General features: G+C 68.6%; 27 protein-coding genes. 17 read left to right on the forward strand and 10 right to left on the reverse strand.

What is annotated here, in order from left to right; all coding sequences use genetic code 11:
• Positions 1-22: 22 nt before the first annotated feature.
• Both AB5L97_RS16145 and AB5L97_RS16150 read left to right on the forward strand, forming a co-directional pair.
• Positions 23-1,222, forward strand: coding sequence for a globin domain-containing protein (locus AB5L97_RS16145; RefSeq protein ID WP_369045411.1), 1,200 nt, complete (start codon positions 23-25; stop codon positions 1,220-1,222).
• 13 nt (positions 1,223-1,235) lie between these two features.
• On the forward strand, positions 1,236-1,691 hold the full coding sequence (locus AB5L97_RS16150) for a hypothetical protein (RefSeq protein ID WP_369045412.1): 456 nt from the start codon (positions 1,236-1,238) through the stop codon (positions 1,689-1,691).
• A gap of 47 nt (positions 1,692-1,738) precedes the next feature.
• Here AB5L97_RS16150 and AB5L97_RS16155 read toward each other — a convergent pair whose 3' ends face one another.
• Positions 1,739-2,440: a FadR/GntR family transcriptional regulator gene (locus AB5L97_RS16155; protein WP_369045413.1), complete on the reverse strand. Its 702-nt coding sequence runs from the start codon at positions 2,438-2,440 to the stop codon at positions 1,739-1,741.
• A gap of 158 nt (positions 2,441-2,598) precedes the next feature.
• Here AB5L97_RS16155 and AB5L97_RS16160 point away from each other — a divergent pair, with 158 nt between their 5' ends.
• The 6 genes from AB5L97_RS16160 (at position 2,599) to AB5L97_RS16185 (ending at position 9,500) form a co-directional block, all read left to right on the forward strand.
• Positions 2,599-4,089, forward strand: a complete 1,491-nt coding sequence (locus AB5L97_RS16160) for a four-carbon acid sugar kinase family protein (protein ID WP_369045414.1) — start codon at positions 2,599-2,601, stop codon at positions 4,087-4,089.
• A gap of 45 nt (positions 4,090-4,134) precedes the next feature.
• Positions 4,135-5,073 carry an NAD(P)-dependent oxidoreductase gene (locus AB5L97_RS16165; RefSeq protein WP_369045415.1) on the forward strand — a complete coding sequence of 313 codons (939 nt, stop codon included), beginning with the start codon at positions 4,135-4,137 and terminating at the stop codon, positions 5,071-5,073.
• 134 nt (positions 5,074-5,207) lie between these two features.
• On the forward strand, positions 5,208-6,143 hold the full coding sequence (locus AB5L97_RS16170) for a sugar phosphate isomerase/epimerase family protein (protein WP_307958423.1): 936 nt from the start codon (positions 5,208-5,210) through the stop codon (positions 6,141-6,143).
• A gap of 9 nt (positions 6,144-6,152) precedes the next feature.
• Positions 6,153-7,130, forward strand: coding sequence for a 3-hydroxyacyl-CoA dehydrogenase family protein (locus tag AB5L97_RS16175; protein WP_307958424.1), 978 nt, complete (start codon positions 6,153-6,155; stop codon positions 7,128-7,130).
• Positions 7,131-7,150: 20 nt separating this feature from the next.
• Positions 7,151-7,918: an SDR family NAD(P)-dependent oxidoreductase gene (locus AB5L97_RS16180; protein ID WP_307958425.1), complete on the forward strand. Its 768-nt coding sequence runs from the start codon at positions 7,151-7,153 to the stop codon at positions 7,916-7,918.
• A 211-nt stretch (positions 7,919-8,129) separates the two neighbouring features.
• Complete coding sequence (locus tag AB5L97_RS16185; RefSeq protein ID WP_307958426.1) at positions 8,130-9,500, forward strand: MFS transporter; 1,371 nt, start codon at positions 8,130-8,132, stop codon at positions 9,498-9,500.
• Positions 9,501-9,580: 80 nt separating this feature from the next.
• On the opposite strand, the gene AB5L97_RS16190 is transcribed toward AB5L97_RS16185, so the two are convergent.
• From AB5L97_RS16190 to AB5L97_RS16205, 4 genes are read right to left on the reverse strand one after another with little or no spacing between them, the layout of a single operon-like run.
• The gene (locus AB5L97_RS16190) at positions 9,581-10,303 is read right to left on the reverse strand and encodes a GntR family transcriptional regulator (RefSeq protein ID WP_369045416.1); all 723 of its coding nucleotides are present in this window, start codon (positions 10,301-10,303) and stop codon (positions 9,581-9,583) included.
• Positions 10,296-11,114 (reverse strand): triose-phosphate isomerase family protein, encoded by an 819-nt coding sequence (locus AB5L97_RS16195; RefSeq protein WP_369045417.1) that lies wholly within the window; start codon positions 11,112-11,114, stop codon positions 10,296-10,298. The genes AB5L97_RS16190 and AB5L97_RS16195 overlap by 8 nt, the downstream gene beginning before the upstream one ends.
• Before the next feature lie 2 nt (positions 11,115-11,116).
• On the reverse strand, positions 11,117-11,575 hold the full coding sequence (locus AB5L97_RS16200; RefSeq protein ID WP_369045418.1) for a ribose-5-phosphate isomerase: 459 nt from the start codon (positions 11,573-11,575) through the stop codon (positions 11,117-11,119).
• A gap of 10 nt (positions 11,576-11,585) precedes the next feature.
• Entirely contained in the window at positions 11,586-13,355 is a 1,770-nt protein-coding gene (locus tag AB5L97_RS16205) for a dihydroxyacetone kinase family protein (RefSeq protein ID WP_369045419.1), read from the reverse strand.
• A 135-nt stretch (positions 13,356-13,490) separates the two neighbouring features.
• Between AB5L97_RS16205 and arfB the strand changes: the two genes are divergently transcribed.
• Positions 13,491-13,946, forward strand: a complete 456-nt coding sequence (gene arfB, locus AB5L97_RS16210; protein WP_369045420.1) for an alternative ribosome rescue aminoacyl-tRNA hydrolase ArfB — start codon at positions 13,491-13,493, stop codon at positions 13,944-13,946.
• Positions 13,947-14,113: 167 nt separating this feature from the next.
• Here arfB and AB5L97_RS16215 read toward each other — a convergent pair whose 3' ends face one another.
• Positions 14,114-15,217, reverse strand: coding sequence for a glutamate--cysteine ligase 2 (locus AB5L97_RS16215; protein ID WP_369045421.1), 1,104 nt, complete (start codon positions 15,215-15,217; stop codon positions 14,114-14,116).
• Between the two features lie 63 nt (positions 15,218-15,280).
• Positions 15,281-15,628 carry a cytoplasmic protein gene (locus AB5L97_RS16220; RefSeq protein ID WP_307958433.1) on the reverse strand — a complete coding sequence of 116 codons (348 nt, stop codon included), beginning with the start codon at positions 15,626-15,628 and terminating at the stop codon, positions 15,281-15,283.
• Positions 15,629-15,708: 80 nt separating this feature from the next.
• On the opposite strand from AB5L97_RS16220, the gene AB5L97_RS16225 reads away from it, so the two are divergent.
• From AB5L97_RS16225 to AB5L97_RS16250, 6 genes are all read left to right on the forward strand, one after another.
• A complete protein-coding gene (locus tag AB5L97_RS16225; protein ID WP_369045422.1) occupies positions 15,709-16,329 on the forward strand; it encodes a TetR/AcrR family transcriptional regulator in 621 nt (206 codons plus the stop codon).
• 23 nt (positions 16,330-16,352) lie between these two features.
• A complete protein-coding gene (locus AB5L97_RS16230; RefSeq protein WP_307958435.1) occupies positions 16,353-17,000 on the forward strand; it encodes a trimeric intracellular cation channel family protein in 648 nt (215 codons plus the stop codon).
• A gap of 516 nt (positions 17,001-17,516) precedes the next feature.
• Positions 17,517-17,882, forward strand: a complete 366-nt coding sequence (locus AB5L97_RS16235) for a MerR family transcriptional regulator (RefSeq protein ID WP_369045423.1) — start codon at positions 17,517-17,519, stop codon at positions 17,880-17,882.
• A 102-nt stretch (positions 17,883-17,984) separates the two neighbouring features.
• A complete protein-coding gene (locus AB5L97_RS16240; RefSeq protein ID WP_369045424.1) occupies positions 17,985-18,857 on the forward strand; it encodes an SGNH/GDSL hydrolase family protein in 873 nt (290 codons plus the stop codon).
• 80 nt (positions 18,858-18,937) lie between these two features.
• Positions 18,938-19,936 (forward strand): aldo/keto reductase, encoded by a 999-nt coding sequence (locus AB5L97_RS16245; protein ID WP_369045425.1) that lies wholly within the window; start codon positions 18,938-18,940, stop codon positions 19,934-19,936.
• 140 nt (positions 19,937-20,076) lie between these two features.
• Positions 20,077-20,688, forward strand: a complete 612-nt coding sequence (locus AB5L97_RS16250) for a hypothetical protein (RefSeq protein ID WP_369045426.1) — start codon at positions 20,077-20,079, stop codon at positions 20,686-20,688.
• A 104-nt stretch (positions 20,689-20,792) separates the two neighbouring features.
• Here AB5L97_RS16250 and AB5L97_RS16255 read toward each other — a convergent pair whose 3' ends face one another.
• The 3 genes from AB5L97_RS16255 to AB5L97_RS16265 all read right to left on the reverse strand — a co-directional run bounded on the left by AB5L97_RS16255 (position 20,793) and on the right by AB5L97_RS16265 (position 23,731).
• Entirely contained in the window at positions 20,793-21,896 is a 1,104-nt protein-coding gene (locus tag AB5L97_RS16255; RefSeq protein ID WP_369045427.1) for an ABC transporter substrate-binding protein, read from the reverse strand.
• A gap of 63 nt (positions 21,897-21,959) precedes the next feature.
• On the reverse strand, positions 21,960-22,859 hold the full coding sequence (locus AB5L97_RS16260; protein ID WP_369045428.1) for an ABC transporter permease: 900 nt from the start codon (positions 22,857-22,859) through the stop codon (positions 21,960-21,962).
• 26 nt (positions 22,860-22,885) lie between these two features.
• Entirely contained in the window at positions 22,886-23,731 is an 846-nt protein-coding gene (locus tag AB5L97_RS16265; protein ID WP_369045429.1) for an ABC transporter ATP-binding protein, read from the reverse strand.
• 164 nt (positions 23,732-23,895) lie between these two features.
• Between AB5L97_RS16265 and AB5L97_RS16270 the strand changes: the two genes are divergently transcribed.
• Together AB5L97_RS16270 and AB5L97_RS16275 are read left to right on the forward strand one after the other, a co-directional pair.
• Positions 23,896-25,488 (forward strand): ATP-binding protein, encoded by a 1,593-nt coding sequence (locus tag AB5L97_RS16270; protein WP_369045430.1) that lies wholly within the window; start codon positions 23,896-23,898, stop codon positions 25,486-25,488.
• A complete protein-coding gene (locus AB5L97_RS16275) occupies positions 25,485-26,195 on the forward strand; it encodes a response regulator (protein ID WP_307958444.1) in 711 nt (236 codons plus the stop codon). The genes AB5L97_RS16270 and AB5L97_RS16275 overlap by 4 nt, the downstream gene beginning before the upstream one ends.
• Positions 26,196-26,236: the final 41 nt, after the last annotated feature.

Below are 26,236 nucleotides of genomic sequence, written 5' to 3' on the forward strand. Positions count from 1 at the left end.
CGTCAGTCCCCAAGGAGACCCCATGCTCTCGTCAAGCTCTGCCCCGGTGATCGAGGCGACGCTCCCCGTCGTCGGCGAGCACATCAAGACCATCGCCCAGCGCTTCTACGATCACCTCTTCGAGGCCCACCCGGAGCTCTTCGACGGGGTCTTCAACCGCGGGAACCAGGCCGACGGCCACCAGCAGCAGGCGCTCGCAGGCTCCATCGCGGCGTACGCCACGATGCTCCTCGAGCACCCCGACAAGGCGCCCGAGCACCTCCTGTCCCGCATCAGCCACAAGCACGCTGCGCTCGCCGTGACCCCCGCGCAGTACGACGTGGTCCACGAGCACCTGTTCTGGGCCATCGTCGACGTGCTGGGCGAGGCCGTCACCCCCGAGGTGGCCGCCGCGTGGGACGAGGTCTACTGGCTCATGGCCAACACCCTCATCAACCTCGAGCGCGGCCTGTACGCCGACTTCGGAGGCGAGCCGGCGAACGTATGGCGCACGTGGCGCGTCGTGGAGAAGCGGCCCGAGACGGACGACGTCGTCTCGCTCGTCGTCGAGCGGACCGACGAGCGGGACGTGTACCCCTCCCAGCCTGGCCAGTACGTGACCCTCCAGATGCCGACCGCGGACGGCCTGCGGCAGCCGCGCCAGTACAGCCTCACCCGCGCCGACGACGGCCACCACCGCACGTTCGCCGTCAAGCGCGTGCACGACGCCGGGCGTCCCGACGGAGAGGTATCGACCCTCGTCCTCGACTCGCTCCAGGTCGGCGACGAGATCACCCTGTCCGCCCCATTCGGCGACGTGGTCCTCGAGCCCGGCGACGGGCCGCTCGTGTTCGCGAGCGCCGGAATCGGCGTGACGCCGTACGCGGGCATGGTCAACCACCTCGCTGCGCAGGGCTCCCAGCGCGAGGTCCTGTTCCTCCACGCCGGAACCTCTCCGGAGAGCTTCGTGCTCCGCGACCAGGTCACGAAGGACCTCGAGTCCCTGCCGAACGCGAGCCTGCACGCGTGGTACGAGCAGCCGGGCGAGCTCGGTGCCAACGAGCACGAGGGCTTCATGGACGTGAGCGCCGTTGAGCTCCCCGCGGATGCGACCTACTACCTGTGCGGACCCCTGCCCTTCATGCAGGCGGTGCGCGAGCGGCTCCTCGGCCTCGGCGTTCCGGCCCGGAAGATCCAGTACGAGGTCTTCGGCCCGGACCTGTGGCAGGCCGACACCGAGTAGCCACTGGAACCCGATGGCACCGCGGCTGCGGCGCTTCGAGCTGACGCTCGGGACGCCCCTTCCGGCCTCCGAGGCGTGGGCGCGCGTCCTTGACCTGCGCGCCCACGACCGCCTCATCCCGTTCACCCACATCACCCAGGGGCTCGCCAGCGCGGACGAGCTGCACCCGGGCCACCTCTTCACCGCGTGCACGATGCTCGGGCGCGTGGGGTTCAACGACGTCATGACCGTCGAGAGCATCTCCCCGCCCACGGGCGTCTCCCCGGGCCGGGCGCGGATCGTCAAGAGCGGGCGCCTCGTCCTCGGCTCGATCGACGTCACGGTCACTGCGCACGACGGCGGGTCGACCGTCCGTTGGGTGCAGGACTTCGGTCTCGGCCGGTTCGCGCGGCCTGTGGCGTGGGCCGCCTCTGCCGTGGTCCCCGTCCTGTACCGGACGATGCTCAGGCGACTGCTGCGCGGCCGCTGAGCGCAGCAGAAACCCCGGTTTCGATCCCGCCACTCCGCCGGACTCGGCTACTGCGCCAGAATGTACCTCCTGAGGTCATCGAGGGTCTGCTGCATGTGGGCGTCCATCGCGGTGCGTGCGGCTTCTGAGTCTCGGCTTTTCAGAGCAGCGCAGATAGCCGCGTGCATCTCGATCGCGTGCTCCTGAATCTCGGGAACGGCAGACGTCTCGGAGCGGCGCTCGGCGAGGACTTGGCTCAGCGGCTCGAGAAGGACCGCGACGAACGGGTTTCCGGACGCGCGGAGCACCACGTCGTGGAAGGCAAGGTCCGCCTCGACGAATCGACCGACGTCCCCGGCCGCGTGGGCGTCCCGCATCTCGTCGACGATCACGCCCAGCTCCGAGAGCTCCTCATCCGTGATGCGCGCCGCGGCCAGCTCGGAGGCGCCGGTCTCGAGCATGCGGCGCAGTTCGATGAGCTGCACCGCGGAGTTCCGGGCGTCCGCGCCCTCGTTGGTGGCGCGCAGAACGGCGTGGAGCGAGCTCCAGTGGTTGATCGGGTTGACGAAGGTCCCCCTGCCCCGCTCGACGCGCAGGATGTTCTGCGCTGTCAGGGTCTTGATGGCCTCGCGGACCGTCATGCGGCTGACCTCGTGCCGTTCGGCCAGGTCGAGCTCGCCCGGTACTGGATCGCCGGGCGCGAACTCGCCGGCAATGATTCGGTCGAGGAGTTCGTCCGCGACTTCGACGACGAGTGATCTCCGCGCCACTGGGCCCCTATCTTCCACACCGTCAGGTTGTCGCGGCTCGCGACAGATTACCGCCAAGTCTACGAACGGGCCCCTCTTGCGTTGGAGAGGTCCGCCCGGCATACTCACATCAGATGTCTGACATCTTACATTCGTGATTCACACAAGGAAGTGTTCGCATGCTCCTCGAAGCCGAGGCCCTCGCCAGCTACCCCGCAGAGCGGGACATCGCCGCGCACGAGGTCGCTGAACGGGTTGCCCTATCCGGCCGTGTCCTCGTCGTCCTCGACGACGACCCCACCGGCACCCAGTCGGTCGCCGACCTGCCCGTCCTCACCGCTTGGGAGACTGAAGACTTCCGCTGGGCGTTCGGCTGCCGCATCGACGGCGCCCGCCCGGCCGCCGTGTACGTCCTGACGAACACGCGCAGCCTCGACCCCAGCGAGGCAGCGCAGCGCAACCGTCAGGTTGTCGTGGCGGCAAGCCGCGCCGCGCAGGAGGAAGGCATCCGGCTCGCCTTCGTCAGCCGGAGCGACTCGACCCTCCGCGGACACTTCCCCCTCGAGACGGACGTCCTCGCAGAGGCCATCGCCGCGCACGGCGGCGCAGCGGTCGACGGCGTCGTCATCGTCCCGGCCTTCCCCGACGCCGGCCGCGTCACGATCGGCGGCCACCACTACGTGCGCACGACGGCGGGTGGCGGCGGTGGCCCCGCCGGCTCGCCCGAGGCGTCACTCACCCCGGTGAGCGAAACCGAGTTCGCCAAGGATGCGACGTTCGGCTTCTCAAGCTCCTACCTGCCCGCGTACGTCGAGGAGAAGACCTCAGGACGCCGGTCCGCCGGCGACGTGATCGTGCTCGACCTCGCCACCATCCGCGCGGGCGCGGGCGCCATCGCCGACGCCATCGGCCCCGCGGCAGACTCGACCCCGATCGTCGTGGACACCACGGGCGAGAACGACCTCCGGGCCCTCGCCCTCGGGCTCGAAGAGGCTGAGGGGCGGGGGAAGCACCTCCTCTACAGGGTGGGGCCGCCCTTCGTCCGCGGCCGCATCGGCCAGGACGTCCGTGAGCCCCTCACAGCGGAGGAGGTCTACGGCCGCGTTCCCGGCGGTGCACGCACCGACCTCGCGCCCGGGGGCCTCATCGTCGTCGGCTCGCATGTGGGCCTCACGACCCGTCAGCTTGCGAGACTGAGGGAAGGGCATGCGTCTGCACGGACGATCGAGATCGACGTCAACCGGCTCCTCGACCCGGGAACCGCTCCTTTCCACCTCGACGCGACGGTGGCCGCCGTCATCGACTCCCTGGCCTCCGGGGATGTCATCATCCACACGTCCCGCGCGCTCGTGAAGACGGGCAACCCCGCCGAGAGCCTGCAGATCGCGCGGACGGTGAGTGCCGCCGTCGTGAGCGTTGTGAACCGCACGCTCAAGGCAACGCCCCCGCGCTTCGTGATCGCCAAGGGCGGCATCACCTCGTCCGACGTCGCGGCCCACGGACTCGAGATCCGCCACGCGATCGTGCGCGGTCCGATGCTCCCGGGCATCGTCTCCTTGTGGGAACCCGTGAGCGGTCCCGCCCGCGGCATCCCCTACGTCGTGTTCGCCGGGAACGTCGGCGACGACGAGTCGCTCGCCCAGGTCACCAAGACCCTCAGCGCCTTCTGACCCCTTCCGCAGCCCCTCAGGCCCAGAGTCCACAGGAGGACCACCATGCTCGACACCACCCCGACCACATCTGACCGCGACCACCCGGCCACCACCGAGACCGTTGCCGTCCTCGGCCTCGGTGCCATGGGCCTGCCCATGGCCACGCGGCTTGCGACCGGCCTGACGGTCCACGGCTTCGACATCGCCCCGGTCCGCCTCGGGCTCGCCGCCGCCGCGGGCATCGAGACGTTCGGCACGGCCAAGGAAGCCGCTGAGGGCGCCGACGCGCTCCTGCTCGCCGTGCGCAATGGCGAGCAGCTCGACGAGGTCCTCTTCGGCGAGGACGGCGTTGCCGCCTCGCTCAAGCCCGGCGCCGTCGTGATCCTCACGAGCACGGTCGGCACCGACGCCATCCCCGGCACAGTCGCGCGTCTGGCCGCGCTCGGCGTGGGCCTCGTCGACGCACCGCTCTCCGGCGGTCCCGTGCGGGCCGGCGAGGGCGACCTCCTCATCGTCGTCGGCGCGACGCCGTCGGACTACGAGAAGGCACACCCCGTTCTGGCGCTGCTCGCCTCGACGCTGACCGTGGTCGGTGACAGGCCTGGCGACGGGCAGGCCCTCAAGACGGTCAACCAGCTCCTGTGCGGGGTACACATCGCCGCCGCAGCCGAGGCACTCGCCCTCGCCGACGCGCTCGGCCTGGACCAGGCCAAGACGCTCGCGGCCCTCGAGGCAGGCGCCGCCGGTTCCTTCATGCTCTCCAACCGCGGCCCGCGCATTCTCGAGGCCTACACCGAGAGCGGTGCCGAGGTGCTCTCAAGGCTCGACATCTTCGTCAAGGACATGGGGATCGTGGGCAAGGCCGCACGCTCGGCGGGCCTCGCCGCCCCGGTCGCAGCCGCCGCCGAGCAGCTCTACCTCCTCGGTCAGGCCCAGGGCCTCGCTGCCGCGGACGACTCCGCAGTCATCAAGGTCGTGGCGCCCGCCCGGAGGACCGCCTAGCCCTTCCGGAGGGCGTCGGCGGGGGCTGCCAATCCCGTTGACAGACCTCATATTTCCTATAGGATCTTTTCGTGAGCCGCATCACGCGGCAGTTGTCTACCCCCTTCGACCCCCAACATCTGCAACGGAGCACCATGTCGACCGAACCAGCGTTCACCGCCGAATCGTGGCCCATCGCTACATGCCTCCACGGATTCCGAGCCGTGGACCGCAACGGGCTGGCGCTGCACGATGCACCCGCTGAGGTCTGGGATGACATGTTCGCCCAGATCGCCGACGTCGGCTTCACCCTTGCGGAGCTCGCCGACAGCCACGTGCGCCCCGCCGACCTCGAGCCCTCGCGCCGCGACGAGTTCCTCTCGATCGCCAGGTCCCACGGGGTCGGCATCCCGTCCGTGCACCTCCAGCGCCAGAGCGTGATCATGCCGGGCCACGAGGACCGCAACCTCGAGTACGCCCACCGCACGATCGACGCCGCAGCCGAGTGGGGCATGCAGGTCTTCTCCACGGGGCTCCACCAGCCCTTCAGCGCGGCCCAGCGCAATGCCCTGTGGTTCTGGACGGCCCAAGGCCCTCAGGACCCCGATGATCGCGACGTGTGGGACACCGCCGTCGGGCGCATCCGCGAGCTCGGCAAGCACGCCGCCGACCTGGGCCTGCGCGTCTCGCTCGAGATGTACGAGGACACCTACCTCGGCACCGGAGACAGTGCCGTCCGCTTCGTCGAGGAGGTGGGCCTCGACAACGTAGGCCTCAACCCCGACATCGCGAACCTCATCCGGCTGCACCGCCCCATCGAGGACTGGCGGGACCTCTTCGCCAAGACGCTTCCCTACGCCAACTACTGGCACGTGAAGAACTACTCGCGCGACGAGGCCGCGGACGGCAGCTGGGCCACCTCCGTGCCCTCGACGATGGAGACCGGCCTCATCAACTACCGCGAGGTGTTCCGGGACGCGATCGCCACCGGCTTCGACGGGATCATCCTGGCCGAGCACTACGGGGGCGACAGCCTCGGCGTCTGCGCCACCAACCAGAAGTACATCCGCACTCTGCTGCCCAAGGGCTAGGGGGAAACCATGTCTGAACTCACCGTCGCCGTCGTAGGCTCCGGCTACATGGGCGGCGGCATCGCCCAGGTCCTTGCCCTGGGCGGAGCCACCGTCCGGATCGCGGACGTCTCCGAGGAGATCGCAGCCAAGAACTTCGAGCGCCTCCTCGAGGAGGCCCGCCAGTTCGTGGCCGACGGGCTCTTCCCGGAGGACGCTGTGGAACGCCTCGAGGCGCATCTCTCGCCCGCGCCGTCCATCGAGGACGCTGTGGCAGGAGCCGACTTCATCGAGGAGGCCGTGCCCGAGAAGATCGAGGTCAAGCACGAGACGCTGCGCCGCATCTCCGCCGCGGCCCGGCCCGACGCCGTCATCGGCTCCAACACCTCGACGATCCTCATCGCGTCCCTCGCCGAGGCCGTGACCAACCCGGAGCGCTTCCTCGGCGTGCACTTCTCCAACCCGGCCCCGTTCATCCCGGGCGTCGAGCTCATCCCGCATCCCGGGACCGACCCATCCGTGCTGCCCCTGGTCGAGGACCTCGTGGCCTCCACGGGCAAGGAGACCGCACGGGTCAAGGACGCGACCGGCTTCGTGCTCAACCGGCTCCAGTACGCGCTGTTCCACGAGGCGACGCAGATCGTCGAGGAGGGCATCGCCACCCCGGAGGACATCGACACGATCGTCCGGACGACCTTCGGCTTCCGCCTGCCGGTGTTCGGGCCCTTCGCCATCGCGGACATGGCTGGCCTGGACGTGTACTCCTTCTGCTACGAGTCCCTGCAGAGCCGCTGGCCCGAGCGCTTCGCGACGCCCGCATCGCTCCAGGACCTCGTGGACGCCGGCAAGTTCGGCACGAAGTCCGGAGCCGGCTATCTCGACGTCCCCGCCGAGCGCACCCCTGAACTCGTCGCGTACCGCAACAAGGCGTATGCGGCCATCAAGAAGCTCATGGACGAGCTCGGCCCGGCGCCCATCGCGGCGGCTTCCGCGCACGGCGCCAACTAACCCCGACAAGGAGAAACACCATGACTGCCTTCCCCACATCCCGCACGGTCATCCTGACCGGCGCAGCATCGCCGCGCGGCATCGGTCGCGCGTCGGCGCACTACCTCGCCGAGCTCGGCTGGAACATCGGCATCATCGACGTCGACGCCGACGCCGCGAAGAGGGTTGCCGAGGAGATCGCCCTCGAACACGGCGTCGTCGCCGCGGGAGCCGGCGCCGACGTCTCGGACGAGGCCCAGGTGCGGGCCGCCTTCGACGAGCTCGAGGGCGCGCTCCCCCAGATCGTGGCACTCGTGAACCTCGCGGGCGTCTCCTCCGCCGTGTCCTACCTCGAGGTGACCCCCGAGGAGTGGAACAGGGTCATGGGAATCAACATGAACGGTGTGCACTATGCGACGCGGCGCGCCGTCGAATCGATGGTCACCCACGGTGTGGGCCGCGTGGTGAACCTCTCCTCCGTCTCCGCGCAGCGTGGCGGCGGGACGTTCAGCAAGACGGTCTACTCGGCCGCGAAGGCCGGAGTCATCGGCTTCTCACGCAGCGTGGCCCGTGAGCTCGGCCATGCCGGCATCACCGTCAACGTCATTTCCCCCGGGCCGATCGACACGGACATCATGGGCGGGACGCTCACGGACGAGCGCAAGGAGAAGATGGCGGCCGACGGCGTGCTGCCGCGCATCGGCACGCCGCTGGACATCGCCGCGGCGATCGCCTATCTCATCAGCGAGGATGCCGGCTTCGTGACGGGCCAGACCCTGAACGTCGACGGCGGCCTCTACATGCACTGAGAGGACCCCATGAAATCCCTCCTCGGAACCTGGTCCAAATCACGGATCGCCTTCCTCGCGATAGGCATCGTGTTCACCGCCATCGGCGTCTTCACGATCGTCCAGGGCCGCTGAATCCCGGCCCGCCGTCGCACCGTCCCACCGCATCACCCGCACCCAACCGTTCAACTCAGCAGTTCAACTCAGCAGTTCAACTCAAAGGAGAGCTGACGTGTCCTCACCCGATCAGAGAACCCTTGCGCCGTCGGCGCAGGAGACCACCCTCAAGTCCGCCATCTCGAAGGCCGCGCGGCACCTCATGCCGATGCTGGTCATCCTCTACTTCGTTGCCTTCCTCGACCGCACGAACGTGGGCTTCGCGGAAGCCGCCCTCAGGGTGGACCGCGGAGTGAGCGACGGCGCGTTCGCCCTCGGCGCCGGGATCTTCTTCATCGGCTATGCGCTCTTCGAGGTGCCGAGCAACCTGCTCCTCAAGCGCTTCGGCGCCCGTTTCTGGCTCGCACGCATCGCGATCACGTGGGGCATCGTCGCTGCGGCCTTCGCATTCACCACGAACGACACCATGTTCACGGCGCTCCGGTTCCTCCTCGGCGTGACCGAGGCCGGCCTCTTCCCCGGCGTGATCATGTTCCTTTCGGAGTGGTTCCCGAACAAGGTCCGCGTGCAGATGTTCGCGATCTTCTACCTCGCGCAGCCGTTCTCGCAGATGATCGGTGCTCCGCTGTCCGGCGGCCTCATCAGCTTCGGCGACTCCCTCGGATTCGCCCGGGGCTGGCAGGTCATGTTCTTCGGGGAAGGTGTGCTCGCGATCGTGGCCGGCATCGCCGCGCTGTTCTTCCTCACGAACAGCCCGGCCAAGGCAAAGTTCCTCAACGACAGCGAGAAGTCCGCGCTCTCGGACGCCATGGCGCTCGAGGACCATGTCCGCACCCAGGACGGCCCGAACGGGATCTGGCGCGCCATGGCCAACTGGAAGGTCTGGTACTTCACGGTCATCTACTTCGCCCTGCAGATCGCGGTCTACGGCACCACGTTCTACCTTCCCCAGCAGGTGGCCGGGCTGCTCGGCAAGAAGGTCGGCTGGGAGGTCGGCCTGGTCTCTGCCATCCCTTGGCTCGTGGGCCTCTTCGCCTGCTACTTCCTCGGCAAGGCCGCTCACACTCTCACGCGTCGTCGCAACTGGGGCTCGCTGCTCTACATCGGCACTGGTGTGTTCATCCTCGCCTCGGGCTGGGCCGGCGCCAACGGCCAGCCATTCCTGGGCATCGTGTTCATCACCCTCGCGGTGGCGAGCTTCCTCTCGGTCGGCCCGATCACGTGGGCCTACCCGACAGCCTTCCTCACCGGCACCGCCGCTGCTGCGGGCATCGGCCTCATCAACTCGCTCGGCAACCTCGGAGGATTCGTGGCCCCGCTCATGCGCACGGGCATCAATGCAGCGGTTCCGACGAGCTCGGGGGTCTGGGGCGTCGTGTCGCTGGGCGTGTTCGCGTTCGTCGCGGCCGGGATGGTCTTCGCCACCAAGTTCTTCAAGGGTGCGAAGTCGGATGAGCTCCTCGAGCAGGAGGCGCTCGCGCACTGACAGCGTCCTGCAGACGACGTCGGCCGGTCACCCCGCGAGGGTGACCGGCCGACGTCGTGCGGGTGTCAGTTCAGCTCAGTTCACTGCGAGGCGACGTCCAGGCGAGCCCGTTCCCGCACCCTGTCGATGTGGGCTCGCATCGCGGCGGCGGCCTCTTCGGCACTCCCGCCGCGGAAGGCATCGAGGATCGCGGAGTGCTCCACCACGGCGTCATCTGCATCGCTGACTCCGGACTTGACCGTCTGTCGCATCCGGTGCACGCGGGTAGAGATCGCCTCGGACATGTCGAGGAGGAACGGATTGTGCGTGCCCTCGAAGATGAGGTGGTGGAAGTTCCAGTCGATCGCGAAGTACTCGCGGATGAGGCCGACGGACAGCTTCTCACCGTGGGCAACGCTCTTGTGCACGATCCGCGAGATGGCGCGGTGCTCCGTGAGCGCCTGTTCTAGCCGCGGCACCAGCTCCTCAGCGTGGCGTGCCGCAAGTTCGGTGGCCCCGCCTTCCAGGACGAGGCGCGCGTCGAAGAGGGCCTCGAGCTGCCCGGCCGCCAGAGGCGGCGCAACGCGATAGCCCTTGAGCGCCTCACGGGTCACGAGACCCGTCCTCTCGAGCTGTACGAGTGCCTCGCGGACCGGAGTCGGGGAGACCTTGAGGTCTCGGGCAATGGCGTCGATGGACAGCCGCGTGCCCGGCGCGATGTCTGCCGTCATGAGCATGTCGAGGACAAGATCGTAGACGCGGTCGCGCAGGCCCCTCCGCTCCAGAGCGGCAGCCCCGGCCAGAGGGTAGACGGTCTCAGACATGGGCTCCTCCTGCGCCCCTGATCCTATCAGCCGGGGTCTGGCCGACGAGGGCCGAAACCTCGGTGAGGATCGCCTCGACGGCGGCCGGATCATGGGCGAACCTGCCCAGGAACAGGCCGTCCACCGCATCGGCGATCTGGGTCAGGAGCCCGGGGCCGGCGCTGCCGCCGTAGATCACGGCGGAGCCTTCGTGGCCCTCAAGGGCGCGGACGTGCTCCCGCAGCGGGCCGCACACCGCGCGGATGTATGCCGGCTCGGCCGGTTCCGGGGCTCCGATGGCCCACTGCGGTTCGTACGCGACGATAGCCTTGCCGGACAGGCCGGCCGCACCGGCTCCCGCGAGGGCGTCATCGATCTGCCGGATGCACTCAGTCGCCGCGTCCGCCGGGTCGCACCGGTCGGGCTCGCCGATGCACACGAGCGGGATCAGGCCATTGCGCAGGGCCGCTTCGGTCTTGGTCCTGACCACAGCCTCGTCCTCCCCGAAGAGGCGCCGCCGCTCGGCGTGGCCAACCTCCACGAGGTCACAGCCTGCCTCAGCGAGCTGCGCCCCGCTGACCTCCCCGGTGAACGGGCCGAAGTCCTCGGTGGCGAGGTCCTGGCCGCCCACCATCGCAAGGCCGCCGAGCGCCTCGCGCGCCGCCGCGATCGAGAGGTATCCGGGCACCACGAAGAGCCCCGCAAGTCCGTCCCGAGTTGCGGGATGGCTCCGGGCGATCGCCGCGACGGCACGGCACCAGTGCACGGTGGACTCATGGCTGAAGTACATCTTGGTGCTCGCGCCGATGAGCACCGGCGGGAAAGCCGCCATGCTCAGATGCCTTCGTAACTGCAGATCTCGCGGACCTTGTCATTGGACGCGCTCGTCTCGTCGAACACGTAGGTGAGCCATTCCCGCACGTTGCGCCGGGCCTGCTCGATGCCGATGACGCGCTGGCCCATGCACAGGACCTGGGCGTTGTTGGACAGGATGCTGCGCTCCACCGAGAAGCTGTCATGGGCAGTCACGGCGCGGATTCCCCTGACCTTGTTGGCAGCGACAGCCACCCCGAGCCCCGTGCCGCAGAAGAGGATCGCACGGTCCGCCTCGCCGCGGGCCACCATCTCGGCTGCGGTGGTGGCGATCGTCGGATAGTTGGTGCCGCCGTCGGCAGCCACGCCGACGTCTGCGAGGGACGTCACGAGATCGCTCGCCTCAAGGTCTTTCTTGATGGCTTCCTTGTAGTCGAAGCCGGCGTCGTCCGAGCCGACGACGATGCGCCATGCAGGCATGGGTTCTCCTTCAGATAGATGGGATTGGTGTCACTGAAGCGGCAATGACGGTGTGGATGCGCTCGGCGATGAGGGCAAGGGAGACGGCGCCGGGGTCCGGAGTGCCGAGGGACTTCGCGCCGTGCGAGCGGGCCCGACCCATGCCGGGCATGAGATCCGCGGTCGCCTCCGCCGCCGTGGCCGCCGCCGAGGCGGCCTTCCGCCAGGCCTCCGCGAGGCTCTCGCCCGCAGTCACCCGCGCAGCGAGCGTGTCGGCGAACGGGACGAGTGCATCGACCATGGTCTTGTCGCCGACCTTCGCCTTGCCATAGTCCATGACTGCGGTCTTGGCCGCCGAGATGCCGGCTGCGAGGGTCGCTGCCGTCGCGGGGCTGGTGTCGCCCAGGTGAGAGCCGACGGTCTTCAGGATCAGGCCCCAGAGTGCGCCGGAGGTGCCGCCGGCGCGGTCGGACCAGGCGTCTCCACATCGGGTGAGGAGGCTTTCGGCTCCCGCGCCCTGCCCGCCGAGGGCCATCGCGGCCTCGGCAGCGGCAACGGTGCCGCGCTGCATCCCGATACCGTGGTCCCCGTCGCCGGCAATCGCGTCGATCCGCCCCAGCTCGGCCGCTTGGGCGTCGATCGCGTCGCGCATGACGGCGAGCGCCTGGCTGATGACGCCCGCGGCCTTCCGGGACTCCTCAGACGACGCCGGCAGCTCGGCTTCCTCTCCCCACTCGCCGTCCCCGCCGTACCCGCCGTCCATCGTGACTGCCTCGAGCGCCGAGGAGTCAACGGAGCCCGCCGCGAACGCCGGGGTATCCGCGGGTGCGAGCCACAGGCGTTCCAGCTCCTCGTCGAGCCACAGGAGGGTCAACGAGACTCCGGCCATGTCGAAGCTCGTGCAGAATTCCCCGACCCGCGGGTCGACAAGGGTCAGCCCGGCCTCCGTGAGGAGGTCTGCGATGCGCGCGTAGACAACGTACAGTTCCTCATTCTTCACCGATCCGAGGCCGTTGAGGATCGGAACCACGCGGCCGCCCTTGATGGTGGCCCCCTCGGGGACCTCGGCGGCATCGAGGAGTCGGTCGACGAACAGCTCGGCGAGCCCGTCGGCGCTCGGGATGTCCGTGATGTCGATTCCGGGCTCGCCGTGGATGCCCAGGCCCACCGCCATCTTCCCCTCGGGGACCGTGAAGAGCGGCTCCTCCGCCCCCGGCAGCGTGCAGCCGGTGAAGGCAACGCCCATCGAGCGGGTCCGCGCGTTCGCAAGGACCGCGGCCCTTTCGACGTCGTCGATGCCGGACCCGGCCGCCGCCGCGGCGCCAGCGGCCTTGAACACGGTCAGATCCCCGGCAATGCCGCGGCGCCTGGCCTTCTGAGACTGCGGCGCGCTGAAGATGTCGTCGGTCACGACGACGGTCCTGCAGTCGACGCCATCCTGACGCAGGGCCTCCTGCGCCGCCCCGAAATGCAGAACGTCGCCCGCGTAGTTGCCGAAGCTCAGGAGTACCCCGCGACCCTGCTCGCTCGAGCGGATCACAGACTCGACCTGATGGGCCGACGGCGAGGCGAAGAGGTTCCCCATCGCCGCGCCGTGGGCCAGGCCCGGACCGACGAGGCCGCCGAAGGCCGGGTAATGGCCTGATCCGCCGCCGATCACCACCGCGACCTCCGGCTCGGGCGAGCGCGTTGAGCGGGAGACGCCGCCGGATACCCTGCGGACCCATCGGCCGTTGGCGCGAACGAAGCCCTCCACCATGTCATCCGCGAACGATGCCGGATCATTCCACAGCCGGGTCATCTGGTTCTCCTCGTCATTGAGCCACGGTTCCAGGGAAGGATTCCCTTGTCATCTTTCCTATAGGATATTTGACGAAGGGGACCCCGCGTCAAGCACGGCTCAGACGCCGCGGCCTCCGTGCGGGAGAATGAGCCTATGGACACGCCGGGCCGAGACCTCCGACTGCCGCCGCAGCCCGGCGCGCGGCACGGCCTAGTGATCCCCGCCAGCGAGCTCGTGGAGCGGTTCAGCCGTTCGAGCGGGCCAGGCGGTCAGGGGGTCAACACCACCGACAGCCGGGTCGAGCTGCTCTTCGACCCCGGCTCGAGCACGGCTTTCTCCGACGCTCAGCGCGAGCGCATCCTCAAGAGGCTGGCCGGGCGTCTCGTGGGCGGGCGGCTGAGCATCGTCGCGTCCGGCGAACGGTCGCAGTTGCGGAACCGGGAAGCGGCCCGTGAGCGACTCATCGATCTGCTGTCCGAGGCCATCCTGCCGGCGGGGCCCGCGCGGCGCGCGACGCGTCCCACCCGCGGATCGCAGATGCGCCGCCTCGAGTCGAAGAAGCGCCGGGGCGAGATCAAGTCGGCTCGGCGCCGGCCGCCGCCGTCCTAGCGATCTGACCCCGCAACCCAGGGACCTGACCCCGCAACCCAGGGACATGACCCCTCAACCCAGGGACATGACCCCTCAACCCAGGGACATGACCCCTCAACCCAGGGACATGACCCCTCAACCCAGGGACATGACCCTCAAGGGAACGGGCGCGCGGAGTCCGCGGGCTACGCGCCGTCGTCCCACCCGCCGTCACGCTGCTGGGTCGCCTCGACGGCGGCGCGCACGACGTCGGCCAGCCCGTCGCCGTCGGACGCCGCTTCGCGCTGGGCCCGCTCCCCCGAGCCGCCTGCCAGCAGTCCGTGGACGGCGCGCTCGGCCGGCGCCAGCTCTCCGCTCTCCCGCAGCACGGGTCCAAGATGCTCGAGGAGCGCGCCCATCGCGTCCGCTGCGGGAACGGGTCGGGCTTCGAGCGGGTGGACGAGGACCCCGTTGAGCCCGGACCGGCTCGCGCGCCACGAGGCGAGGCGCAGGAGCGCCACTTGCGTCCCGAGGGGCGGTCGGCCGTCGGAGGCGTCACGCGCGGCTGTCTCGACCAGACCGCGAACGAGGACGGCGATGAGGGCCGCGTCCGCGGCATTGAGGCACACGTCCTGTGCCCGCACTTCAACGGTGGGATGGCGGCGCGAGAGCCGCGCGTCGAAGTACACCATCCCCTCGTCGAGGATCGCGCCCGTGCCGACCATGGCGGCCACGAGTCGCTCGTAGGCCTGAGCCGACCCGAACAGCTGCTGGGGACCGGCCGTGGGCCAGCGGTTCCACACCTGGGTCCGGAAGCTCGCGTAACCGGTGTTCGAGCCGTGCCAGAACGGCGAGTTGGCGCTCAGGGCAACGAGCAGCGGGAGCCATTCTCGGATGCGGTCCAGGATCGCGACGCCCTCGTCTGGGGAATCGATGGAGACATGCACGTGCAGGCCGCACGTGAGCTGCTGCTGCGAGGTGAGGCGGAACTCCTCGACCATCGCGGCGAACCGCTCCCCCGGGCTCACGTGGGTCGCAGCGCGAAACGGAGACGTGCCGAGGGCCGCGATCCTCGCACCCACCTGCCGGGCGGCGCGGTCCAGCGCACGCCGCCCGTGGTAGAGCTGGCCGAGGAGTTCCTCGTGGGTGATGCACGGCTGCGTCTGGATCTCCACCTGCTCGAGCTTGAACTCGCGTTCGACGTCGCGTGGCCGGCCCATGACGGCGAGAACCCTGTCGACGAGCGCGAGCGGGTCGCCCGTGTCCGGGTCCACGATCAGCAGCTCTTCCTCCACCCCAAAGGTGCGCATGCAGCCATTCTGCCAAGGAGAGCCGTCCGGGTGCACGGGCCGGCGACCTAAGTCCGCAGGGGGTCAGGACTTACTCGGGCCAAGCCGGGCTGGAGCGGTCGCGGCGGCATCGGTCCGGACCTCCTTGAGCTCGACGAAGATGTTGTGCGTCGTGGTAGCGCCGATATTCGTGCCGGAATGCTCTTGGGCGTCGAGCCAGCGCGCCTGGAACTGCGGCATCTCGACCTCGACCTCACGGCCACCCGAGGACAGGCGTCTCGTGAAGCTCGACAGCGTGATCATGACGCTGTCCGGGTGCGAGTGGGTGCCCGTCGAATCGCCGGGCTGGTCGACATACTCGAGAACGCGGACGCGGTCGTTCTCGAAGACGACGCGGTAGAGGTTCGGGCTGACCTCGATGGGATCTGACATGGGACATCTCCTTCGGAATGGTCGAGACTGGGACTTATGGGACTGTCGTCCCATAACGGTATGCGAGTAGCATAAAGCGCATGGCCCCTCCCGACAACAACCATTACGCGGACACCGGCCGGACGCGGCAGAAGTCAAGGACTCGGGACGCGCTGATCGATGCAGTGCGTGACCTCATGGCACGCGGGGAAGACCCCTCGGTATCCGACGTCGCCGAAGCCGCCGGGATCTCACGTACCACGGCATACCGCTACTTCCCCGACAAGGAGTCCCTGCTCAATGCGGCGATGCCTCAGACCGGCGAGCGGTCGCTCCTGGGCGAGCACCCGCCGTCGGATGTCGTCGAAAGGATGGCCCGCACGCTCGACGCACACTTCGCCTTCATGCGCAGGTGGGATCCCCAGCTGCGGGCCGCACTGAAGGCATCCATCGCCCCCGGGGCCCAGCAGCCCAGCCTCCGCGGCGGTCGGGCCGTGCGCTGGTACGAGGAGGCTCTCGCACCCCTCGCCGAGACGCACCCGCATCTTGACCGCCATGCCCTCGCGGTCCGACTCCGTGCAGTGGCCGGCATCGAGTCCAAGGTGTGGCTCACGGGGGTCGGCGGGCTCAACTCCGACGAGGCCGACGCCGTCATGCGCGAGAATGCTCTGGACATTCTCCGCGCGGCGATGGCACGCGATCCACTGCCGAGCGGCCGCTGAACGTTCTCTCCTAGGCTGGTGCCATGAATCCCGCCGAATGGGCACTGGCCGTCGATCTTCTGGGCGTCTTCTTCTTCGCCGTCTCCGGGTGCATGATGGCCGCCCAGAAGGGCTACGACATCGTCGGGTCGGTGCTGCTGGGAGCGCTCACGGGGATCGGCGGCGGAGTGATACGCGATCTGGTGCTCAACCGCATCCCCAACTCGCTCGCGCAGCCCATCTACCTCGCGCCGCCCGTGGTCGCCGCGATCGTCGTCTACTTCCTGATGCCGGCCGTGCAGAAGCTCCGACGCACAGTCCTCTTCTTCGATGCCGGCGGCCTCGCCCTGTTCTGCGTCACGGGCACACTCACGGCGCTGGGGGCGGGGATCAATCCGGTCTCTGCGGCGGTCCTGGGCACTGTCACAGCGATCGGGGGTGGCCTCATGCGGGACACCGTCGCGAACGTGCGCCCCGGCCTGTTCGACCGGCACGACATCTACGCCGTACCGGCCATGTTCGGCGCAGGCCTCGTCGCACTGCTCTCATGGCTCGGCGCGATGTCCACCACCGCAGGCTTCCTGGTCGCGGTCGCGGTCTTCGCCTTCCGCGTCCTCGCCCTCCGGCTCCGCTGGCGCGTCCCCCTCGCTGCGTCGAGCCGCCACGAGAGCAAACGGGCCAGCGCGCGGTGACGCGCCGCCGTCGTGCGCTGGTCCCCGCCCTGCCCTACAGGCGGCCGGCCGCTGGAGCTCGTGGTGCTGGTCTGGGACGACGGAAGCGAAGAACTCATCCACGCGATGAAATGCCGCCCCCAATATCTCGAGATGCTCGGCTAGCATTACCTGGCCACTGTGAGCTTATCGATCCCCCTTTACGCGGCGAATTCCTTCTCCGAGTTGGTGTCTCAAAACCTCGGTGTCTCGAAACGGATGCCATGCAAGACGAGTTGAAGCTGCATGCTACCGGGGTTGCGACACCCAGCGACTACAGAGCCCCACCACAAAGCGTTGAAGTCCGACCCTGCTGTCAGCGAACTGTGAGTTACGCGTAGATCCCCGCCAGATAGTGACAGGGGAGGTTGCACGTGAGTCCGTCAGCCCGCGTGCGGACGAAGGGCCGTTGGACTCGGCTCCGCGGGCCTCGATGCGTGACCGCGCTGCGCGACCGTCGCGTTGCGCCTCGCCCGACCCAGGGTTTCAAATGGACAGATGGGCCTCAGCATCGCGGAAGTATCCGAGCAGACGGGCCTCAGCGCCCACACCCTCCGCTACTACGAGCGGGACGGGCTCATGCTCCACGACGTGCCGCGCACGTCGTCGGGACGCCGCGAGTACTCCGACCAGGACGTCACTGGGATCATCATGGTCGCCCGGCTCCGCGCCACCGGCATGCCTGTGCGGGAGATTCGCCGGTACGCGGCGCTCGTGCGCGCTGGGAAGAGCACCGAGGGCGAACGCCTCCAGCTGCTCGCGGAGCATCGCGAACGCGTGCTGGCCCAGCTTGAGGAGGTCCGGGACAACCTCCGCGCGATCGAGGCCAAGATCGACGGCTACCGCAACAGCGTCGGGTGCTAGGGCCCGTCTGCGGCCAGACGCCGGTCCCAGTCCCCACGGTCGCCACTGGAGGCGGAGACGCCGTCCGTTCTCTTAAGCCGTTCGAAGGGGCAGTATGGGGAGATGAATGCTCCCAGCGCCGACGGTCCGGGGCAGGGAGTCTCGGTGGGCTTCGGCGCCCGCCTGCACCCATGGACTCGTTATGTGGCCCTGGGGGATTCGTTCACCGAAGGGGTTGGTGACCCAGAACCCCGCAGCCCGGGCGGCCTACGGGGATGGGCGGATCGGGTCGCGGAAGAGCTCAGCGCCGGACACGAGGATTTCGCGTATGCGAACCTAGCAGTCCGGAGCCGGCTGCTCCCCCAGATCCTGGACGAGCAGGTGGCCCCGGCCCTGGCACTGCGACCGGATCTGATCACTCTCAACGCAGGCGGCAACGATCTGATCTTCCACAGGAGCGATCCCGACAAGCTCGCCGAACGGATGGACGCCGCGGTGGGACTGCTGGGGTCGACTGGGGCGACGATTGTGCTGTTCGTCGGCCCGGATTGGGGCGCGACGCCCGTGCTGGGGCGGGTTCGCAGCAAGCTGGCCATCTTCAACGAGAACCTGCGCACTATCGCGGGGCGCCACGATGCGGTAGTCGCCGACCTCTGGGCGCTGCGCGAGCTCACCCACCCGCTCATGTGGGATCCGGACCGTCTGCACTTCTCTCCGCTGGGCCAGCACACCATCGCCATCATGGTGCTCGAGACCCTCAACGTCCCCCACACCCTGGAACCAATGTCGCCCAAGGAGCTGCCCCCGCGCAGCTGGCGTGAGGCAAAGGCAGATGACATCGTCTGGGCCCGCGAGTACCTGGTCCCGTGGGCCCTGCGACGCCTCACAGCACGAATCCCCGCAGAAGAGCCGCACGCCAAGCGCCCGGTCGCTGGCCCCGTGTTCGGCGCACCGATGCCACCGGGGACGTCAATCGGAAACGATCCGCGGGACTAGGGGATACGGCACATGCGCCCGGCCGCCTCCGCGGCGAAGGGCCTTGACTTAGAGCGCGCTCTAAGCAGTTGAGTGGAACCATGACTGAACAGACCAGAACCCTCGGCACGGCCTCTCCCCTGACTGTCTCCTCCATGGGCCTCGGCTGCATGGGCATGTCCGAGTTCTACGGCGCGCCGGACGAGGCCGCGGGCCTCGCCACGATCCACCGCGCCCTCGACCTCGGCATCACGTTCCTCGACACCGCGGACATGTACGGCCCGTTCACGAACGAGAAGCTCGTGGGCCGGGCGATCGCCGGGCGCCGCGACGAGGTGCAGCTCGCGACGAAGTTCGGGAATGTGCGCGGCGAGAACGGCGAGCGCCTCGGCATCAGCGGCGCCCCCGAATACGTGCATTCCGCGTGCGACGCGTCGCTCCAGCGGCTCGGCGTGGACTACATCGACCTCTACTACCAGCACCGCGTGGACCCGAAGGTCCCCATCGAGGACACCGTCGGCGCGATGGCGGAGCTCGTGACGGCGGGCAAGGTCCGCCACCTCGGGCTCTCGGAGGCCGCCGCCGGGACCATCCGCCGCGCCCATGCCGTCCACCCGATCACGGCCCTCGAGACCGAGTACTCGCTCTTCACTCGGGACCTCGAGGACGAGATCCTTCCGACCCTCCGCGAGCTCGGGATCGGCCTCGTGCCCTACTCCCCCTTGGGCCGCGGCATCCTCACCGGGAAGCTCACCGCGGAGTCCGTCGCGCAGGAAGGCGATGCGCGCAGCCACCCCTACTTCCCACGGTTCCAGGGCGACGCCCTCGCGACCAACCTCCGGCTGGTCGAGAACGTCGAGGCCCTCGCCGCTGCCAAGGGCGTGACGCCGGGCCAGATCGCCCTCGCATGGGTCCTCGCCCAAGGCGAGGACGTGGTCCCGATCCCCGGCACCAAGCGCGTGGCCTACCTCGAGGAGAACGCCGCGGCGCGGGACATCGTCCTCACCGACGACGAGGTCCGGGCCCTCGCCGAGGCCGTGCCGCAGGACGCCGTCGCGGGCCCGCGCTACGGGGACATGGGCAGCATCGACAGAGGTTGATGGCGGGGCTTGAAGGCCACCCCGGGGGGTCCTATCCTCGAGGCGTCACGTCCGCTGCACAAGCGGGCGGCTTTCCAGCGACCTGCATGCTGGGTGGGCGGGCCGTCGGTGAGAGCCATCTACAGATTGAAGGCACTCCCATGAAGCACAAGCACACCCTCAGGCTCCTTGCCGCAGCAGTCGCCGTCGCCGCAGCAACAGCGCTCGGCTCTGCGGCCGGATGGGCCGACTCCCCTCCCACGATCACGTGCGGCGTCACCCAGCAAGGCCCGTGCTCGCAGACCGTGCATTTCTCGAGCCAGCAGGGGGCGACGACGCCCGTCGGCACACCCACGAACAGCTCGACGTGCCCGGACTGGTTCATCAACGACATAGGCTTTCTGGACTTCTCCGGAAACGGGGTGGCCCACGTGAACGTCGACAAGGCCCAGGATTTCTGGACGACGAGCACCTTCACGGGCACAGGGACACTCACTCTGTACTCGCCGCAGAACGTGGTCTTCTGGCCTGATGGGAGCATCACTCCCAAGGGGTCGCCGGACCAGATCCTCACTGGGCATCTGACCGACTGGTTCGGGATCTCGGCGAACGTTTCCTCGGCCGTCGTCACCGGAACCGTCGACATCACGGGGACCCTCGCAAGCGGATCGAGCCTCGGCGTGCACTATGCATCCCACATGAACTGGAACCGTGGCGCCATACCGTTCGTCGACCCGGCGGTCGTCTCGTTCAACAAGGTCAGCTGCAACTGAGCCAGCTGACCTCGGGCGGACGACGGCGGGCCCGCACCTTCGCGCTGAAGGTGCGGGCTCGCCGTCGTGAGGGGGTCGACTTCGCTCAACCCTCGGCCGCAGGGTCAGCCGGCGTCGCCTGCTGGTGTCGTGGTGGTCTTCTCGCCGAGGGTCTCGTTCGCCTTGGTGGCGAAGCTGTTGTCGAAGGTGTCGGTGTACTTGATCTTCGAGACGTCCTTGCCGAGGGTCGTGAACATGTCCGCGATGGTCTTCGGACCGCCCGCCGGCATCAGGCCGTCGGGAAGGAACTGCGCCTTGTCCGCCGTGAGGGCCTTGACGTAGTCCGCCTTCGTGATGTTCTTGTTCGAGGTGTAGTCCGAGGGCAGCTTGTCCGCGATCTCCTGTGCCGAGTGCGTGGCGATCCAGTGCATCGTCTTGACCATGGCGTTGACGACCTTCTGGACGGTGTCCTTGTTGGCGTCGACCCACTCCTTCTTGGCGATGATGCTCGCGGCCGGCCACGCGCCACCCAAGGCCTTCGTGACGCCGTCGGTCGTCGCGAGGTCGATCGCCGACTCGGCGACGCCCTGGCCCTCGAGCGCAGTGACCGTGGGCTGAGTGGTCATGACGCAGTCCGCAAGACCGTTCTTGATGGCCGCGATCGCCGTTGCGCCGGCGCCCGCCTTGACGGTCTTGTAGTCCTTGCCGGACTTGAGCCCGGCCTTCGACGCGATGAACTGCGTGAGCGTATCCGTGCCCGAACCGAGGTCCGTGACGCCCATGTTCTTGCCCTTGATATCGGCAGCCGAGTGGACGTTGGCGTTCGGGTTGCACATGATGCGCTCGCCGGGAGCGCCGGAGAGCTGGACGACGCTGATGATGTCCTTGCCCTGGAGCTGGAAGTCGTACGTGTGGTTGTACCACGCTCCCGACATGTCGACCTGGCCGGAGATCATCGCATCCTCCGCGCCCACGCCGCCGTCCTGCTCGGTGGAAAGCTGCATGTCGACGCCCTGCTCCTTGTAGTAGCCGAGCTGCTCCGCCAGCTTGTAGGGGAGGTAGATCTGCTTGTCGATGCCACCGATCATCATCTTCACCGTGGGCATCGGGCCGGAGGCCCCTGAGCTGCCTACGGCGCCGGCGGCGGAACTGCCGGAGCCGCCGCACGCGGTGAGGCTGAGCGCCGCCACGGTGACTGCGGCGGCGGCAAAGATACTGCGCTTCATCATTGTTTTACGCATCCTTGTTGATCAATTGGAGAGTTGCATTGTTGAGTGGACAGATATCTGCGGTCAGATGGCTTGGGCTTCAGACTTGTTCGGCGGCCGCCATTTGAGGAGCGTGCGCTCGAGAAGTCCGATGAGGAATTCGGCCAGGAGGGTGAAGACGGCGATGATGATCATGCAGGCAAAGACAGTGTCCGGATCGAACCTCCCCTGAGCCTGGCTGATGATGAGGCCGAGCCCCTGCTGCGCGCCAAGCACCTCTGCCACCAGGGCGCCGATGATCGCGAAGCCGAAAGCCGTGTGCAGGCTGGCGATGATCCACGTCATGGCGGACGGGATGGTCACGTGGATCGCGACCTGAAGCGGAGAGGCCCCGAGGACGCGGACGTTCGCAACGAGGTTCTGGTCCACTTCGCGGACGCCTTGGAATGCATTGAAGAAGACCACGAAGAAGACCAGCACGGCCGCGAGCAGGACCTTCGGGAAGGTTCCGAGGCCGAAGGCGACGATGAAGATCGAGCCGAGGATGATTCGGGGGATCGAGTTGACGATCCGGATGTACGGGCCGACGACCGCGGAGAGGTACCTGTTCGAGCCGAGAAGCAGACCGAGCACGATTCCCACGAGCGTTCCGAGGAGGAAGCCGAAGATCGCCTCTTGGCCGGTGACCCAGATGTTCTCCCAGATCGAGCCGAAGGAGGCATCTTCCGTGTTGGTGAAAAGCGTGACGAGGCTATCCCAGATCTGCGTCGGCATGCCGAAGAAGAAGGGATCTACCAAGGGGTGCTTGCCGTCCGGCTTCACGTTGGTGCACAGCTGCCACCCGCCGACGATGATGACGGCGAGGACGATCCTTCCGACCCAGATCAAAGCTGTGCGGCGACGATGGGCTGCCCTGCCGGCGGCCGCGGGCGTCGGCACGGGCCCTGGGACGGGGGCCGCTTCCCGCTTCTCCTGCGTGCTCACATCTTTCTCCTCGTGGACCTGAGTCGTCATGCTGCTGCACCTGCCGTCTTGGCGTAGGCCCGGGTGACCTCGTCCTTGAGCGACTCCCAGATACGGCCCTGCAGTTCGAGGAAGCGGTCCTCGTGCCGGATCTCCTGGACGTTGCCCCGAGGCCGGGGCAGATCGATGTCGAAGACGTCCTTCACCGTTCCGGGGCTGCTCGTCATGATCACCACACGGTCGGAGAGCGCCACGGCCTCGTCGAGATCGTGGGTGATGAACAGGACGGACGGGCGCAGCTCCTCCCAGAGCTTGAGCAGCTCGTTCTGCATGATCGCCTTGGTCTGCACGTCGAGGGCTCCGAACGGCTCGTCCATGAGCAGGATCCGGGGGTTGTTGATGAGCGCGGCGGCCATGGCGACGCGCTTGCGCATGCCGCCCGAGAGCTGGTGCGGGTAGCGGTCCTCGAAACCGGCGAGGCCCACACGGCGCAGCCAGTCCCGGGCAAGCTCCGTGGCCTCGCGCTTCGGTGTGCCGAGGAGGATGGGGCCCATCATGACGTTCGCTAGGACGCTCTTCCAGGGGAACAGCGCGTCCGCCTGGAACATGTAGCTCACGCCGTTCGTGACGCCGTCGACCGTCTGACCGGCCACCCGGACGTAGCCCTCGCTGGGGCGCTCCAGCCCGGAGACCTGGGCGAGCGTCGTCGACTTGCCGCAGCCGGTGGGGCCGACGATCGAGCAGAACTGACCCGGTTCCACCGAGAGGGTCACGTCCCGGATGGCTGTGAAGGTCTCGCCTTTGGGTGTCAGGTAGCGTTTTGTGAGCCCTGCTATCTCGATCCGTCCCGCGGATTCTCCGGCAGGCAGCGGATGGGATTTCATGACATTCATGGTTTTGTGGTAGATCCTTTCTTCATGCCCAGTGAGCTGGATCACAGCGAATGCCCCTACCGTAGAAAACGGCACGCCCCTGCAGGAACCGTTGCGATTCTTGCGAGGGTTATTAGCCTTCATTCATGTTTTGAAGCTTTTGCTCACCGGACCGGGAGACTGCCATGAAGAAGATGCGCCGCTGGTGGCAGGCGCGTCCGCTCGCCTCGCAGATCCTCGTGTGGACGCTCGGGCTGCTCGTGGTCACGGTGGCGCTGGGCGGCCTCGTGGCGAGCCGCACGACCGGACAGGTCCTCGACGACCAGTACGGCCTCAGGGCCCTCGGCGTCGCAGAGGTGGTGGCGCAGATGCCCGAGGTCGAGGCGGGCGTCACCGCGGAGGACCCCACGGGCCGGATCCAGGAGATCGCTGAGCTCGTGCGCACGCGGGCACAGGTGGACTACGTCGTGGTGACCGACCGGGACGGCATCCGCTACTCGCATCCCACCTCCGCGCTCATCGGGCAGCGGCTCGAGGAACCCGTCGCGGTCCTCGACGGCCAGACGCATGTCGGCATCAACCGCGGCAGCCTCGGCGACTCCGCGAACGCGAAGGCTCCCATCCTGGACGCGGGCGGCCGGGTGATCGGACAGGTCTCGGTCGGCATCCTCGAGGCCGCGGTCAGCACCGAGTTCACCCGCGACGTCGGAACCATCGCTGCCTATTCCGTGCTGATCGTGCTCCTCGGCGGGGCCGGATCCTTCCTGCTCGCACGCGGCATCAAGCGGGCCACCTTCGGCCTCGAACCCTCCGAGATCGCCTCCCTCCTCCAGGACCGCGAGGCGCTCCTGCACGGGATCCGCGAAGGCATGGTGGGGCTCGACGACGCCGGGCGGGTCACGGTGATCAACAACGAGGCCCGCCGCCTCCTCCACCTCGAGCACACCGTCCTGGGCAGCCCGGTCGAGGAGCTCATCCCTCCCGGGCGGCTGCGCGACGTGCTCACGGGGAGCGACGCCGGCGCAGACCAGACCGTCATCACCGAGGACGCCCTGCTCGTGGCCAACCGGATGCCCGTGAGCGTGGGCGGACGGAGCGTGGGCGCCGTCGTCACCCTGCGCGACCGCACCGAGGTGGAGGCGCTCGTGCGGGACCTGCGCTCGCTCGAGGGCCTCATGGAGGCGCTGCGCGCACAGGAGCACGAGTACGCGAACCGGCTGCACACCGTGGGCGGCCTGCTGGACCTCGGCGAGGCCGAGCAGGCCCGCGCGTTCATCTCGGGGGTCGGGGACACGTCACGCTCCCTCGGCGAGGGGCTCCGCGGCCGCATCGAGCCCCCCGAGCTCGCGGCGCTCATCCTCGCCAAGATCACCGTGGCCGCGGAGCAGGATGTCCTGGTGCGGGTGTCGGACGAGTCCCGCCTGCGCGAGCCGGCCCTCGCCACGCAGGACCTACTGACGATCGTGGGGAACCTCCTCGACAACGCGGTCGACGCCGTTGCGGGGCTCCCGGGGCCGCGCGAGGTCACCCTCACGCTGGACGACTCCTCGGGGGTCTTCGTGGCGGTGACCGACAGCGGACCGGGCGTGCCCGCGGAGGCGGTGGACGACGTCGTGCGCGACGGCTACACGACGAAGGAGCCGCGCACCGGGATGCGGCGAGGGATCGGGCTCGCGCTCGTGGCGCGGATCGTGCGCCGTGCGGGTGGCACGATGGACGTGTTCGCCGGTCCGGGAGGCCGGTTCGAGGTCTGGATCCCGAAGGGAGAGTCACGGTGAGCAGTCTGGCGATCAGGGTGCTCGTGGTCGACGACGACTTCCGGGTGGCCCGGCTGCACGCCGCCCAAGTGGCGCGGATCCCGGGGTACGAGTGCGTCGGGGAGGCACACACTGCGGCCGAGGCGCGGGCCGCCATTGCGCGCGAGCGGCCAGACCTCCTCCTGCTGGACGTGTACCTGCCGGACGAGGACGGCATCTCGCTGCTGACGTCGTTGCGCGAGGCGGGAGAGGACGTGGATGTCGTCATCATCACGGCGGCGCGCGATGTCGCCACCGTGCGGGCGGCGATGCGCGGAGGGGCGGTCTACTACCTCGTCAAGCCGTTCGGGTTCGGGCAGCTCGCCGAGCAGCTCGGGGCGTACCGGCGGTGGCGCGCGGACGCCGAGTCACGCAGCGCCACCGGGATCACAGGCCAGACCGACGTTGACGCGCTGTTCGCCTCGCAGCGCGCCGCCGCGGCGTGGGGCGGGACGGGCCCCACCGCGCCCCGCCGCCTCCCGCCGACCATGCAGAAGGTGCTCGACGCCGTCCTCGCCGCAGGGCATCCGCTCGGCGCCCAGGACGTCTCGGACCTCGTCGGCATTTCCCGTCCGACGTCTCAGCGCTACCTGAGCGAGCTCGAGCGGAAGGGCCGGCTCGCGCTGCACCTCGAGTATGGCGCCACCGGGCGGCCCGTCAACACCTACGTCCCGAGGGGCCGGGACTGATCTGGCGTGGGCACGTCCCGCCCGACCCCCGCCCGGCGGGC

The sequence above is a fragment of the Sinomonas sp. P10A9 genome (genome assembly GCF_041022165.1).
In the GTDB taxonomy this organism is placed as follows: domain Bacteria; phylum Actinomycetota; class Actinomycetes; order Actinomycetales; family Micrococcaceae; genus Sinomonas; species Sinomonas puerhi.